Origin of the sequence: Stenotrophomonas sp. GD03794 (genome assembly GCF_029842145.1) — a bacterium.
Classification (GTDB): domain Bacteria; phylum Pseudomonadota; class Gammaproteobacteria; order Xanthomonadales; family Xanthomonadaceae; genus Stenotrophomonas; species Stenotrophomonas riyadhensis.
In genome coordinates, this window is sequence record NZ_JAOCFV010000027.1 from 16,165 (window position 1) to 30,108 (window position 13,944).

At 66.5% G+C, this 13,944-nt stretch carries 10 protein-coding genes; 4 read left to right on the plus strand and 6 right to left on the minus strand.

The features are described 5' to 3' along the window. Nucleotides 1-7: 7 nt before the first annotated feature. Nucleotides 8-2,179: a TonB-dependent siderophore receptor gene (locus N5D91_RS14770; protein WP_164162090.1), complete on the plus strand. Its 2,172-nt coding sequence runs from the start codon at nucleotides 8-10 to the stop codon at nucleotides 2,177-2,179. Nucleotides 2,180-2,196: 17 nt separating this feature from the next. On the opposite strand, the gene N5D91_RS14775 is transcribed toward N5D91_RS14770, so the two are convergent. The 4 genes from N5D91_RS14775 to N5D91_RS14790 form a co-directional block, all read right to left on the minus strand. Continuing rightward, the gene (locus tag N5D91_RS14775) at nucleotides 2,197-3,303 is read right to left on the minus strand and encodes a YdcF family protein (RefSeq protein WP_110711889.1); all 1,107 of its coding nucleotides are present in this window, start codon (nucleotides 3,301-3,303) and stop codon (nucleotides 2,197-2,199) included. Continuing rightward, entirely contained in the window at nucleotides 3,303-5,798 is a 2,496-nt protein-coding gene (locus N5D91_RS14780) for a TonB-dependent receptor (protein WP_153855150.1), read from the minus strand. The genes N5D91_RS14775 and N5D91_RS14780 overlap by 1 nt, the downstream gene beginning before the upstream one ends. 86 nt (nucleotides 5,799-5,884) lie before the next feature. Continuing rightward, a complete protein-coding gene (locus N5D91_RS14785) occupies nucleotides 5,885-7,042 on the minus strand; it encodes an ROK family protein (RefSeq protein WP_164162089.1) in 1,158 nt (385 codons plus the stop codon). Further along, nucleotides 7,039-8,304 (minus strand): MFS transporter, encoded by a 1,266-nt coding sequence (locus N5D91_RS14790; protein ID WP_279922699.1) that lies wholly within the window; start codon nucleotides 8,302-8,304, stop codon nucleotides 7,039-7,041. Before N5D91_RS14790 ends, N5D91_RS14785 begins: the two co-directional genes overlap by 4 nt. Before the next feature lie 154 nt (nucleotides 8,305-8,458). Between N5D91_RS14790 and N5D91_RS14795 the strand changes: the two genes are divergently transcribed. Next, nucleotides 8,459-8,941, plus strand: a complete 483-nt coding sequence (locus tag N5D91_RS14795) for a LuxR family transcriptional regulator (RefSeq protein WP_153855149.1) — start codon at nucleotides 8,459-8,461, stop codon at nucleotides 8,939-8,941. Between the two features lie 51 nt (nucleotides 8,942-8,992). Here N5D91_RS14795 and aceE read toward each other — a convergent pair whose 3' ends face one another. Both aceE and N5D91_RS14805 read right to left on the minus strand, forming a co-directional pair. After that, nucleotides 8,993-11,665, minus strand: coding sequence for a pyruvate dehydrogenase (acetyl-transferring), homodimeric type (gene aceE, locus N5D91_RS14800; protein ID WP_180855341.1), 2,673 nt, complete (start codon nucleotides 11,663-11,665; stop codon nucleotides 8,993-8,995). Nucleotides 11,666-11,909: 244 nt separating this feature from the next. Beyond that, entirely contained in the window at nucleotides 11,910-12,209 is a 300-nt protein-coding gene (locus tag N5D91_RS14805) for a hypothetical protein (protein WP_049422680.1), read from the minus strand. 138 nt (nucleotides 12,210-12,347) lie between these two features. Between N5D91_RS14805 and N5D91_RS14810 the strand changes: the two genes are divergently transcribed. Both N5D91_RS14810 and N5D91_RS14815 read left to right on the plus strand, forming a co-directional pair. After that, nucleotides 12,348-12,863, plus strand: coding sequence for a sigma-70 family RNA polymerase sigma factor (locus N5D91_RS14810; RefSeq protein WP_094000044.1), 516 nt, complete (start codon nucleotides 12,348-12,350; stop codon nucleotides 12,861-12,863). Beyond that, nucleotides 12,860-13,882: a FecR domain-containing protein gene (locus N5D91_RS14815; protein WP_279907748.1), complete on the plus strand. Its 1,023-nt coding sequence runs from the start codon at nucleotides 12,860-12,862 to the stop codon at nucleotides 13,880-13,882. The genes N5D91_RS14810 and N5D91_RS14815 overlap by 4 nt, the downstream gene beginning before the upstream one ends. The last annotated feature ends 62 nt before the right edge of the window (nucleotides 13,883-13,944 follow it).

The window sequence follows — 13,944 nt, forward strand, 5'->3', positions numbered from 1 at the left end:
ATCTCCCATGCCTGCCTGCTTCCGCCCGTGTGCCCTGGCTACCGCCATCGGCACGACCCTGGCGCTGTTCAACGCTGCCCACGCCGCCGAACGCGCCCCTGCCGCGACGACCTCCCAGCTCCCGACCGTGCAGGTCACTGCCGACCTTGATGGCAGCACCGAAACGTCGCGTTCGTACACCACCGATTCGATGGGCACGGCGACCGGGCTGTCACTGACCTCGCGGCAGACCCCGCAATCCGTCAGCGTGGTCACCCGCCAGCAGATCGAGGACCGTGGCCTGCTCAGCACCGCCGATGCCCTGGCGACCGCACCCGGCATCTCGGTCACGCGCAGCGACGCCAACCGCTATTCGTTCTCCGCACGCGGCTTCGACATCGACAACTACCAGTTCGATGGCGTGGTGATGCCGGTGTTGTCGCCATGGAACTTCGGCGAGAACAACCTGGACATGGTGGTGTACGACCGCATCGAGATCGTGCGCGGTGCCAATGGCCTGATGACCGGCGCCGGCAATCCCTCGGCGGCGGTGAACTATGTGCGCAAGCGCCCGCTGCGCGAGTTCGCTGCCAGTGGTGGCATCAGCCTCGGCAGCTGGGACGCACGGCGCGCGTGGGCGGATGTGTCCAGCCCGTTGAGCCGGGAAGGACGCGTGCGTGGTCGCCTGGTGGCCGCGCACGCAGAGGGTGACAGCTACACCGCCGGCCTGGACAGCACCGCAAGGACACTCTACGGCGTGGTCAGTGTGGATCTGGGCGAGGACACCGGATTGATCGCCGGTATCTCCTACCAGGGCAGCGACAACCGTGGCTTCGGCAGCGGCTTCGCGTTGTTCAACGCCGACGGCACGCGTACCCGCTTCGACCGCTCGGTATCGGCCACCGCGCCGTGGGCACGGATGACCACCGATACCCGCAACGGCTTCTTCGACTTCAACCATCGCTTCGGTAACGACTGGCAGGCACGCGTGTCCTACAGCCGCTCGCATACCGACATGGAGATGAAGCATCTCTACCGGGGCGGCTATCCCGATCCGGTGACCGGGGCGATGCCCACTGGCAACAGCTTCACCCGCTACGACGGTCCGGTGCGCCGCGAAGCGATCAGCGCCAGCCTGACCGGTCCGTTCCAGCTGTTCGGCCGCCAGCACACGGCGTCCATCGGCTGGTCGCGTTCGCGTGACGAGATCGCGCTCGGCCAGTACCGCGCGCTGGCGCCGCTGCCGCCGTTGGCCAGCTATCTGGACTGGCACGGGCCGGGCACGCCGGAGCCGACGTGGGCCAGCAGCAAGACCCAGGCCGATGACCTGGACAACCATCAGAGCGGTGCCTACGCGGTGGCGCGCTTGTCGCTGGCCGATCCGCTGCACGTGATCGTCGGTGCCCGCCTGAGCAACTGGGAGACCGATCAGGTCTACTTCGGCGCCAAGCGGAAGTACCGCTACCGCAACGAGTTCGTACCGTATGCAGGCGTGGTCTGGGACCTCAACGGCTACAGCAGCGTGTACGCCAGCTACACCGGCATCTTCAAGCCGCAGAACAACCGCAATGAATCCGGACAGATCCTCGACCCGGTCAGCGGCCGCAGCTACGAGCTGGGCCTCAAGGGCAGCTGGCTGCAGGAACGCTTGAATGCGTCGGCGGCGTTGTTCCGCACCCAACAGGACAACCTGGCCGAAGCCACCGGTGGGTTGGTTGAAGGCAGCACACAAGCGGCCTACCGCGCGGTGAAGGGCGCAACCGTGGACGGCCTGGAGCTGGAACTGGCCGGCGAGCCGCTGCCGGGCTGGAGCCTGGGCACCAGCTTCACCACCTTCATCGCGCAGGACGCGCAGGGCCGTGCGATCAACACTGCCAAGCCGCGCAGCCTGTTCAAGCTGTTCACCACCTGGCGGCTGCCGGGTGCCTGGGACCGGCTGACGATCGGCGGTGGCGTGGACTGGCAGAACCGCATGTACCAGACCGCCACCGCGCCCGGGAATCGCCGGGTGCCGGTGGAGCAGCCCAGCTACGCGCTGGTGAACCTGATGGCGCGCTACCAGTTCAGTTCCAATGTGTCGGCGGCGGTCAACATCAACAACCTGTTTGACCGCCACTACTACTCGCAGATCGGCTTCTACAACCAGGGCTGGTACGGCGCGCCGCGAAACGTGATGTTCACGCTGAAGGTCGGCTATTGAGGCGGCAGTGGCGAGGTTCAGGGATCCAGTGGATCCATCGGGTCGATGCGAAGTGATTCGGGCGCTGGCACGAAGGTGATCGCGTACGCTGAAATGCGTGAACCGACCTTGCCGGGAACGTAGCCCAGCTCACGGCGGTTGCGGTCACTGAACCCGCTGCTGGCGACCGAATCGATATGCGACGGACTGCTCACCACCAGTGCCGGTTGCCGCGGCGGTGCCTGCAGGGCCGCCAGCAGCCGGGCTGCATTGCGCAGGTTGGTGGTGGTGTGGCGGGCATACGGTTCGATGATGATCGCATCTGCGGGAATGCCGAAGCGCGCGATCAGCGCTTCGCGCATCTGCACCGCTTCGACGCTGCGGGTGCCGCGTGGATGCACGGCGCCACCGGAGACGATGATGAAAGGTGCATCGCCCGCCGCATAGCGCTGCGCAGCGGCCTTCAGGCGCAGCTTGCTGCCAGCGCTGAGCGGGGTGGTCAGCTCGTCCGGGCCCTGCCCAAGCACGATGATCGATGTGTACGGATGCGCGGACCAATCGAGCTGCCGCGCGCGCGCGAATGGCGCGGCGTTCATTCCCGCGTTGATGGGCTCGAAGCGGATCGCGTCGAGGCGATCATTGGCATCGAGCAGGCCCACCGCCACCGCGATGCTGCGATCGAATGCGGTGTAGGCCGCGCTGGCGTCCACTTCGCTCATCTGCATGGCAATGGCAACATCGCCGGCCAGTCGCGTGCTGCCCGCCGCACCGACCGGGCCGTCGATGGCGTCGTAGCGGGGCGGCTGGCCGTGGCCGTAGACGGAGAGGATGTTGTTGAGGCCCGCAAGCTCTCTTTCGATGGCATCGGCGCGTGCCGGAACCGCGGTGGTCAGCAGGCCTGCCTGCGCCGGCGTCCAGTGTGCCGCCTCAAGTGTGCAGGCCGCCGTCCGGCAGCCAGTCATGCGCTGGGTGCGTTCGACCATGAGGGCGCGCGCAGGGGCGGGCAGTGCGTCGTGCTTCAGCTGCACCAGGGTTGGAAACAAGCGCCCGGCCAGTGCCGTGCTGTCGTGGTCGTCAGCGGCCGCCGCAAGCGGCAGCGCTGCCGTGGCAAGCAGGGCGAGGGACAAGCTCAATCGTCGATGCATCACCAGCTCCTGCTGACCATCAGGCGGACGTTGCGGCCGAACAGCGGCCGTCCATAGATTGCCTCGGCCGAACCCTGTCCGGCCAGGGCGTCGGTGCGGGTGTTGCCCTCGGTGAGCCCCTTTTCATTGGTCAGGTTGTCGCCCACCAGCTGTGCGCCCCAGTTGCCGCGCTTCCATGAAACGCCCAGGCCCAGGGTCTGGTAGGCAGGCAGCGCTGTCTGGTTGAACAGATCGACGTAGGACTTGCCGACTACGTCATAGCGCAGCCAGGTCTCGAACTGGTCCTGGCCGTGCTGGAAACTGAAAGTCGGTCGCAGGTTGCCGTAGAGCTTGGGTTCGCGAACGATCTGCTTGCCATTGACCGCCGCCGGATCGGCACCGGAATCGTTCTGCAGGCTGTCGTACTGCGGATCGCTGACCGTGATCGAACCGGCGATGCTGAACCAGTCCAGCGGTCGGAACAGGCCATCCAGTTCGATGCCCTTGGAGACGGCGGTACCGATGAAGGGCACCGACTGGTCATTGCGGCCGGTCGTCGGATTGAAGGCAACGAAGGACGCGTTGAGTGGATCGAACTTCGTATAGAACGCGGTCAGGTACAGGTAGGACCGGCCAAAAGCCGCCTTCAGGCCCAGCTCGTACTGGTCCAGCTGGGTCTGCACGATGGTCGGATCGATCGAGCGCGCCACCGACGAATTGGGAACGATCTCCATGTGCGACACGCGGGCGTAGGCGCCCACTGCAGGGGTGAAGTCGAAGTTCGCACCGACCGTCCAGTTGGTGGCGGACGGATTCAGGCGATGGTTCTGGACGACGCCGGTGAACCGGCGTGTGGTGTTGTCGGCCAGTGTGCTGCGATCGCCGAGGTCGACCTGGGCGGTCTGCTCCGCATAGCCTTCATAGCGGTAGCGTTCATGGCGGATACCGGCATCAAGCTTGAAGCGGTCCGTCAGTGCCCACGTGTCATTGGCGTAGACCGCGAACATGCGGGCATCGACCTTGCCGCGATTGAGGGTGGTGGTATAGCGCAGCGTGCCCTTGTCGGTGACATATCCCAGCGGCGTGCCATCGTTGCCGTAGGCGACCAGATCCAGCAGGCGTGGCTTGCCGCGCATCTCCATCAGCATGTCCTGGTACAGGCTGAAGGACGTGGTGCCGAAGAAGGCGGTGTACGCACCGATGTTCAGGTCGTGGCTGCCCCAGGCCGTTTCAAACAGCCGTGTCGCACTGAAGTCGGCCTGGCCGGAGTAGAAGTCCGAATCAGCGGCGCGGTACTGGGCCGAGATCACCAGGCCGGAGTCGGCGTAGGGATCGTAGGCGCTGGTGCCATTGCTGCCGGCCAGTGCGTAGCCCATCCGCGCGACGCCGGCACCGAAGGCGCTGCGGGCCGCGCCCAGATAGCCGTTGGCGAAAGTGCGTGCGTCGACCGGGTTGGTGGTCGAGTACAGCGCGTCGAAGGTATTGCGGCCCTTGGTGTAGCCGGTTTTCAGCGAGATCGTCCAATCGCTGGCGGTGTTCTCGTACTGGAAGCCGATGTTGCCGAAGCGCATGTGGCGGCCATCGGCCAGGTCGCGGTTCATGCCCTGCAGGACACCGCCGCCATCGAGGTACTTCAGGTTGACGCTGCGCAGCGACGGCGAGTTCAGCGTACCGTCGAAGTAGTCGATGTACGGATCCAGCGACACGCTGGGATTGCGAGGGTCGGCGACCGGGATCGGCAGGTAGAACGTATTGTGGTCGTCAACGAAGGTGCCGCTGACCTTGAACCAGCTGGTGTCGTCGAAGTAGTGCTTGATGTTGCCGCGGATCTGCCCGCCCTTGTCGTTCGGGAAGCCGTTGTCGCGGTAGCCATCGTGCTGGCGCAGGAAGCCACCGACGGCGTAGAAGGTGTCCTTGCCCAGCGCGCCGGACTGGTACATCTCGCCGCGGTACAGCCCGGTATCGCCGATGGTCAGCTGCGCCTTGCCGTGGGTCTCTTCCGAGCCTTCGGCCAGGATGTTGTTGACGATGGCGCCGCCGCTGCTCGCGTAGATGGGCGCCGGGCCCCCACGTACGATCTCCACCCGTTGGTTCATCACGTCGAACCGGTTCATGCCGTCGCCGGAATTGAAGAAGTGGCCATCCAGCTCCTGGTAGAGCGGCAGGCCGTCCTGCTGGAAGGCGATGAAGCCACGATCGGTGGGAATGCCGCGCAGCCGGGTGATGTTCTGCACCTCGCCGCCGGTGGCCTCGACATGGATGCCGGGAACCGAGCCGAGCAGGTCGGCGTAGCTTTTCGGTGCGAGCTTCTGCACGTCTTCGCGGCTGAGTGAATTGACGGCGAAGGACGCATCGAAGCGACGCTGGGTGCGTGCCGCACCGGTGACCACCACCGCATCCAGCGTTGCAGCGTCGGCGCTGTCCTTGTTCTGGACGGGGGCGTCCTGCGCAGACGCGCTGCCGTGCAGGGAGATCAGGGCCAGGGAGATGCCCAGGACCAGGGGGCTGATGTTCATCGGAGGGCGGCCATGCAGGGAAGGGGGACCGCTGCACGGTAGGTCCGGGCGATGACGGAATTGTTTACTTCGGCGGAAATAAACAATTAAGCGATGGCGTCGGCGCCCAGCTGATGGATCGGCAGCAGCGCCGCGCCCACCGATACCGCGGATCCTCCCAGCCGTGACACATGCACCTGCGGCAGGCGCAGGCTGTCAAGCGCACTGCTCCAGCGTGCCGGTTGCTGCAGGTGTTGCCCCAACACTTCCAGCACCTGCCTCGGCAGTGAGCCGGACAGGATCACGGCGCCAGGATCGAGCCATGCCACACCGGTATTGGCCGCCACGCCCAGCTGGTTGCCCGCGCGTTCTGCCCAGGCATTGATGATGCCGGCATGGGTGTGCAGGCAGGCCTCCAGTTCGAACAGCGATGGAATCCCAGCGCCGGCGTCGCGCAACGTGGCCAGCAGGTCGATGCCCGAGGGGCGCGGCGCGTCCATGCGGAACAGGCGACCGATATCCCCGGCATTGCCGAATTCACCGCGCATCACATCACGTCGATGGATCACGCCACCGCCCACGCCGTGGCCGACATACAGCAGCAGCGCCGACGCGCAGTCGCGGATCAGTCCGCTGTCGTAGTACTCCGCCAGCGCCGCCAGGGTCGCATCGTTCTCCACCCAGACCGGGAAGCCGAAGTAGTCTTCGAAGAACTGGTCGTTGTCGATATCGCGCCAGCCACGCAGCCAGTCCACTGCGTGCCGGCGTGCCGGACCGGTTTCGACCACGGGCCCGGGGACCGCCACGCCGAGGCCGAGGAAACGGGCGCGCATGAGCCCGGTGCGGCTGGTGAGGCTGCGCAGGCGCTGGTCCACCGCGTGCACGAAGTCGCGTGGATCCGCGCTGTCGAATGCGGTTGCATCGCGGGCGATGACCTGGCCGGCAAAATCCACCAGCGCGATCTCCAGCCAACCGGGGTGCACCGTGGCACCGGCGGCATAGCCACCCCGCCCGGACAGTGCCAGTGGCACCGATGGACGCCCCCGTTGGCCATCGGACAGTTGTCCCTGTTCCTCGATCACTTCCAGCATCAACAGTTCACGCGCCAGGCGGGTCAATGCGCCGTTGTGCATGCCCAGCTGGTGGGCGATGGTGATGCGGGGAATCGCACCCATCGTGCGCAGCAGCCAGATGATGCGTTTGTGGTCGGCATCCAGGGCGATCAGTGGTTTGCGGCGCAGCCGCGACGTCGGGGCCAGGCTCACGGGCGCTGGCCCTCGGTGCGTGCCGCTGGCATGGGCCACGCCAATGCGGCCAGCGAAAGCAGGCTGCCGACGGCGACCAGCGAAACCAGCGCGACCGAGGTGTCCAGATCGCCTGCCTGTATGCCGGGTAGCACCTCGCCCAGCAGCAATGAAGAAGCCGCGATGGACAGTTTCATGGTTCCAGTGAGCAGCGCAAAACAACTGAGGTCATCCTCGCGCCCGCTGCGGGCGGCATGACGACGGGCGATCAGCGCGGTGCGCCGCCACAGCACCAGGCCGACACTGGCCACCGCCGCCCCATGGACAGCGGCACACGCAATCGCTACAGGCAGGGAGGGCTTGGCCTGGTAAACGCAGACGGCAGCGATGGCCAGCACCGACATCAGCGCGATCAGGCCTGTCTCGCTGCACAGCGGGGGGCGCAGGCGCAGATGGAGCCAAGGCGCGACCACCATGCCCGCGACCATGGCGAAGGTCAGCGCTGCGCCCTGGTCGGCAAAGGGAAACAGGCGCCCGGCCAGGCCCACCAGCGCCGTCTCTGCCGCTGCGGCCAGCAGAACCGGCAGCAGTGCCGTCAGCGGCAAGGCGCCGGCAACGGGCCTGCTGGTTGTGGCGGGCTGTGCGGGCGTGGCGACGCAGGTCAGGGGAAGCGCGGCGGCCGCGATCAGGATGCCGATGATCATGCAGATCAGCAGTGCGCTGCCACTGCCTGCAGATTCAGGTGCACCGACCACGCCGAACAGTGCTGCAGCGATGCACAGCTTGGAGATCGGTACCACTACCGCGCGAGCGGAAACGTAGCGCATGGCCTCGTTCTCGTCGCGGGGCAACAGCGAAGTCAATGCATTCTGGGCCACGTCGTAAACCGCATAGCAGGTACGGAATAAGAGCGAGGCGGCCAGCAGCGGCAGGAAGGCGGGCTCGGTCGCGGTGCTCGGACTGAACAGCAGGCAGGCGCTGGCCGCGGTACCGAGGCCGCCGACCAGCTGCAGGCGCAAGGCGAGGCGCTGCTGGTTGCGAAGGCGGGTGAATACGGCGGCCAGCAGCAGGTCGAGAACGCTGCTGTAGGCCAGGGAGATCGCCAGCAGCTGGCCGGTGTGGGCAGCCGATAGTCCCAGCCGCGCGTGCAGGTAGAAGCCGAGTGCCAGGTCCACGAACGACCAGACCAGAGTGCGGGCGAAGTGGCCGGCGGCATAGAGGTGCCGTGGCGAGGGCTGCGCGTTCAACGCCGTGTATGGGAAGGATTGCCGGAGATCCGGCATCGTTCTACTACCCCTGTGTGACAGCGGCCTGACATGGTGCGAGGTCGGCCATTCAGCGAGTGGCTTGCAGCACACGCCGCAGGCGCGCAGCATTCCCCCTGCTGCGCCCCACAACGCCTCACGCAGAGTCTTCTTCACCGGAACGGAGCCACGTATGAAGCTGTTGTCCGCTGTGTTGTTGTCTGCGCTTTCACTCCCCGCCGTTACGGCGCTGGCAGAGGAGGGGGCGCCCTCACCGCTGCTGGGGCGCTGGTCGCTGGATATCGCTACGTCTGCGTTGCCCGAGGCGCAGCGCCCGAAGCAGGTGGTGCTGGAGTTCAAGGACGCCGGTGCGGGGCGTTGGAGTTCACATGTGGACATCGTCCTGCACGACGGCAAGACCATGAAATCCGACGGCACGCTGGCCCTGGATGGCACGCCGGGCGCCCTGTCCGGCACCTATGGCGCGGACAAGGCCAACCTGAAACTGCCGGCGCCGAACACCCTGGTGATGCAGCTGGTGGACCACGGCACGCCGGCCTCCACCCGTATCTATACCGTGGCGGCTGACCGCTCGACGATGACCGAGACCAAGGCGTTCTACAGCCACGACGGTACGCCGATCCTGCAGACCAATCTGTTCAAGCGGATGCCGTAGCGATGCTGCGTTCACCACGCCCGCAGAACGGGCGTGGTGAATGCTGCAGCCTTACACCGCGGCCGGGTCGCGCTTGCCGGTGTCGATGCCGTACTTGTCGATGGCCTCCTGCACCCGCGAGCGCTCGATGCGCCCTTCGTCGGCCAGCGACTTCAGGGCGGCCAGCACGATGAAGTGACGATCCACTTCGAAGAACGTGCGCAGCGACTCACGCGTGTCGGAGCGGCCGAAGCCATCGGTGCCCAAGGCGGTGAAGCGGCGGTCGTTGATGAAGGGACGGATCTGGTCGCCGACGATCTTCATGTAGTCGGTGGCCACCACCACCGGGCCTTCATGGCCCTGCAGGCACTGCTGCACGTAGGGCACGCGGGGCTCCTCGGCCGGATGCAGCAGGTTCCAGCGCTCGGCGGCCAGGCCATTGCGGCGCAGTTCGGTCAGGCTGGTCGCGCTCCATACATCGCTGGCGATGCCGAAGTCCTGCTGCAGCAGTTCTGCCGCGGCTTCCACTTCGCGCAGGATCGAACCGCTGCCCATCAGCTGCACGCGTGGCTGCGAGTCGCTGTCGGCGGCCGCCGGGTGCAGCAGGTACAGGCCCTTCAGGATGCCGGCCTCGGCGCCCTCGGGCAGCGCCGGCTGCGGATAGTTCTCGTTGAGTACGGTGATGTAGTAGTAGATGTCTTCCTGCTCGACGTACATGCGGCGCAGACCGTCGTGGATGATCACCGCCAGCTCGTAGTTGTAGGTCGGGTCGTAGGACACACAGCTTGGGATCACCGACGACAGCACGTGGCTGTGGCCGTCGTCATGCTGCAGGCCTTCGCCCATCAGCGTGGTGCGGCCGGAGGTGGCACCCAGCAGGAAGCCACGGGTGCGCGCATCGGCGGCGGCCCAGGCCAGGTCACCGACGCGCTGCAGGCCGAACATCGAGTAGAAGATGTAGAACGGGATCGTCGCCAGGCCGTGGTTGCTGTAGGCGGTGCCGGCGGCGATCCACGAGCAGATCGCGCCGGATTCGTTGATGCCTTCCTGCAGGATCTGGCCGTCCTTGGCTTCCTTGTAGTAGCTCAGTTGGCCGGCATCCTGCGGGGTATACAGCTGGCCGAGGTACGAATGGATGCCGATCTGGCGGAACAGGCCTTCCATGCCGAAGGTGCGCGATTCATCGGGCACGATCGGAATGACCAGTTTTCCCAGCTCTGCGTCCTTCAGCAGGCTGGTGAGGATGCGCACGAAGCCCATGGTGGTGGATTGGCCGCGATCGCCGCTGCCCTGCAGCTGGGTGTTGAAGATCGACAGCGGCGGCAGCGGCAGCGGATCGACCTTGGCCAGGCGCGCGGGCAGTTGCCCGCCCTGGATGCGGCGGCGCTCGGCGAAGTAGATGGCTTCGGCGCTGCCCGGTTCCGGGCGCAGGTACGGCATGTCCTCCAGCTGGTCGTCGCTGACCGGCAGGTTGAAGCGGTCGCGGAAGGCGCGCACCGCGTCGGCGCTCATCTTCTTCAGCTGATGGTTGATGTTCTGGCCTTCACCGGCTTCACCCATGCCGAAACCCTTGACCGTCTTGGCCAGGATCACGGTGGGCCGGCCGCTGGTGTTCACTGCCTGCTGGTAGGCGGCGTACACCTTCTGCGGATCATGGCCACCACGCGCCAGCGCCCAGATATCGTCGTCGCTCATGTGCGCGACCAGCTCCAGCAGTTCAGGGTAACGGCCGAAGAAGTGCTCGCGCACGTAGGCACCGTTCTGCGACTTGAAGGTCTGGTAGTCGCCGTCCACGCATTCCATCATGCGCTGGCGCAGCAGGCCGCTGTGGTCGCGGGCCAGCAGGTCGTCCCAGCCGCTGCCCCAGATCAGCTTGATCACGTTCCAGCCGGCCGCGCGGAAGGTGCCTTCCAGTTCCTGGATGACCTTGGCGTTGCCGCGCACCGGACCGTCCAGGCGCTGCAGGTTGCAGTTGACCACGAACACGATGTTGTCCAGCCGCTCGCGGCCGGCCAGCGAGATCGCCGCCAGCGACTCGGGCTGGTCCATCTCGCCGTCGCCGAGGAAGGCCCAGACCTTGCGGCCCTGGTGTTCTTTCAGGCCGCGGTATTCCAGGTAGCGCATGTAGCGCGCCTGGTAGGCGGCGGTCAGCGGGCCCAGCCCCATCGACACGGTGGGGAACTGCCAGAACTCCGGCATCAATCGCGGGTGTGGATACGAGGACAGGCCTTCGCGACCGGCTTCGCGGCGGAAGTTGTCCATGCGCGCCGGATCGATGCGGCCTTCCACGTACGCGCGGCCATAGATGCCCGGCGCGGAGTGGCCCTGGATGTAGATCATGTCGCCGTCGAAGGTGTCGGTACGGCCACGGAAGAAATGATCGAAGCCCACGTCGTACAGCACTGCCGCCGACTGGTAGGTGGCGATGTGGCCGCCGACGTTGGAATGCTTGCCGGCACGCAGCACCATCACCATCGCGTTCCAGCGGATCATCGCATTCAGGCGGCGCTCGATGGCCAGGTCACCCGGGTAGGCCGGCTGGCGCTCGGGCGGGATGGTGTTGACGTAAGCGGTCCATGCACGGGTATGCAGGTCGCCGTGCTGCTGCGCATCCAGCTCGCTGAGCTGGTCGATCAGGTAGTGCGCGCGCGGCCGGCCACCGGTCTGCATCACCGCTTCCAGTGATTCACGCCACTCGCGGGTTTCCAGCGGATCGGTATCGAAGGGAATGAGCGCTTGGTTCATGACTGTCTCCAGAGGGCGCCGGTCGGACTTCTGCCTGGGCGACAACACCGGCAGGGCGCACAGCACTGGAGCGGGGTCGCAACGGCGGAGCCGTGACGCGAAGGGCGACCGTCGCGGTCACCGAGAAGACAAGCGTAGGCCCGGCCCCCCGGCTTCGATAGGCGGGCCCGGCTTGGGTCTCTGGCAAGCAAGGGTTGGCACGGCGCGCCGTATCATGGGCGGGCGTGCTGGGTGCGGCCGCTGATCAGGCCGGTGACAGGCCCGGGAAGAACATCGGGATGACCGCCACACCAATGCCCAGCAGGCACCAGGCCACGATCGGCAGCCAGCCCGAGAGCTGCTGGCAGCGTTCCGGCAAGCGGCGTCCTCCGATCCACAGCAGCAGGGTGAGCAGGCCCAGCGCGTAGGCGAGGGCGACGACCACCGGATGCACGTGGACGACCCGGCTGGGCGGCCACATCTGCTGCTGGTAGGCGGTGGTGTGTGCGACCAGCAGCAGGAACAGCAGGCTGCTGAGGGTGTTGATGGCGGTGCGTGCGTTCATTGCGGGGCACTCCTTGTGCCGGCTGCTGGAAACTGCAGGGGCGGCATTCTAGCGGCTGCGTGCCGGCAGTTGAAACGCCACTGTCATCGATGACCGTCACCCTGCGGTGCTTTCCAGCCTTGGGGTGGTTGGCCGGCCGTGAACAGCGTGAGGATCTGGGAGAAGAGCTATGCGCTGCGGCGGCGGCTGCTGCGCGGCTTCTTCCTGCGCCGTGGTTCTGCCAGCGAAGATGCCGAGGATCTGGCGCAGGAGGTTTACCTGCGGCTGCTGCGCAGCACCGGTGAGCATGCCGACGCGGTCGAGAACCCGGAAGCCTACCTGTTCACCGTGGCGGCCAACCTGGCGCGCGAGCACGCGCGCGCGCGTTCGTCGCTGCCGCCGCTGGAGGACGTCGATCTCCTGGCCGAAGTGCTGAAGAGCGAAGAAGACGTCGAAGGCGAATTCGAGCGCGCGCAGCGCTGGAACGATATCCGCACCACCATCGCACGGCTGCCGGCCACCACGCGGCGGGTGATGGAGCTGCATTACCGCGACGGGCTGGACTGCCCGGCAATCAGCCAACAGTTGCAGGTGTCGGTGCACATGGTGCGCAAGCATATCGGCAAGGGGCTGGAAGCCTGCAGGAAGGCGCTGGGCGCCAGGGAGCTCACATGAAACGGAATCCATCGGGTGCGGCCGACGACGCGATCGCCAGCGAGGCCATGGACTGGTTCCAGCGCAATCGCGAGGGCGTGCTGGGCGACGCCGAGCGGGTTGCGTTGCTGGACTGGATGAAGCGCTCGCCGGAGCATGTGCGCGCCTATATGCACGCCCTCGCACTGCACCGGCAGGTTGGTGAGGCGCTGCAATCGGCATTGGCTGAAGAGGCGCCGGTGCCGCCACAGCAGGCCGCTGCCAAGGTCGTGCCGCTGTTCGGACACGCACAGGCCCCGCTGCGCAGTGCGCCGCACAGCCGTCGCACGCGTTGGTGGGGGGCGGCTGCCGCAGCCTGTATCGCCCTGCTCGGCGTGGGCCTGGTACCGCAGCTGATGCCCACCGAGCAGCTGTACAGCGCCGACCATGGTGAACTGCGTGACCTGGTGCTGCCCGACCAGACCCGGGTGCGGCTGAACGCGGACAGCCGCCTGCGGGTGCGCATGGGCGGGTTCAGCCGCAAGGCGGAACTGCTGCAGGGCGAGGCGACGTTCGACATCGCACGCGATCGGCGCCCGTTCGAAGTGCAGGTGAACGGGTTGCAGATCCGCGATATCGGCACGGTGTTCGACGTGTCGCGACGGCTGCAGGGCACCCGCATCGGTGTGGTTTCCGGCGAGGTGGAAGTATGGAGCCAGGGTGCGGATGCGCGGCGTCTTGCACAGCTGGGCAAAGGCCAGGTGGTGCAGGTCGACGCGCGCAGCCATGCCGTGGAGTCGTTGGATGTGCCGCTGTCGATGCTGCTGGACTGGCAGCAACGCAAGGTCTCTTTCCTGGACGAGCGGCTGGATGAGGTGGCCGCCGCCTTCAACCGCCACAACCAGGTGCAGGTGCGGGTGCTGGATGAAGGTGCGGCGTCGGCGCGGTTGTCCGGCAGCCTGGATGCGCATCGCATCGGTGCGCTGCAGGCCTTCCTCGAACGCGACCCGCGTTTCGTGGTGAGGCGCGAAGGGGACACGGTGCGGGTCGGCAGTCGCTGAGGGCGGCGCGGCCGTGCACTGTCAGAAAAGATTCATCGAATCCGCGTTCTCCACTTCGGTGG

Excerpts from the sequence above, each read along its gene's own strand:
- N5D91_RS14805 (WP_049422680.1), bottom strand. The coding sequence starts at position 12,209 with ATGAACGCACGCACCGCCATCAACACCCTCAGCAGCCTGCTGTTCCTG.
- N5D91_RS14770 (WP_164162090.1), top strand. The coding sequence starts at position 8 with ATGCCTGCCTGCTTCCGCCCGTGTGCCCTGGCTACCGCCATCGGCACG.
- N5D91_RS14780 (WP_153855150.1), bottom strand. The coding sequence starts at position 5,798 with ATGAACATCAGCCCCCTGGTCCTGGGCATCTCCCTGGCCCTGATCTCC.
- N5D91_RS14790 (WP_279922699.1), bottom strand. The coding sequence starts at position 8,304 with ATGCCGGATCTCCGGCAATCCTTCCCATACACGGCGTTGAACGCGCAG.
- N5D91_RS14775 (WP_110711889.1), bottom strand. The coding sequence starts at position 3,303 with ATGCATCGACGATTGAGCTTGTCCCTCGCCCTGCTTGCCACGGCAGCG.
- aceE (WP_180855341.1), bottom strand. The coding sequence starts at position 11,665 with ATGAACCAAGCGCTCATTCCCTTCGATACCGATCCGCTGGAAACCCGC.
- N5D91_RS14795 (WP_153855149.1), top strand. The coding sequence starts at position 8,459 with ATGAAGCTGTTGTCCGCTGTGTTGTTGTCTGCGCTTTCACTCCCCGCC.
- N5D91_RS14815 (WP_279907748.1), top strand. The coding sequence starts at position 12,860 with ATGAAACGGAATCCATCGGGTGCGGCCGACGACGCGATCGCCAGCGAG.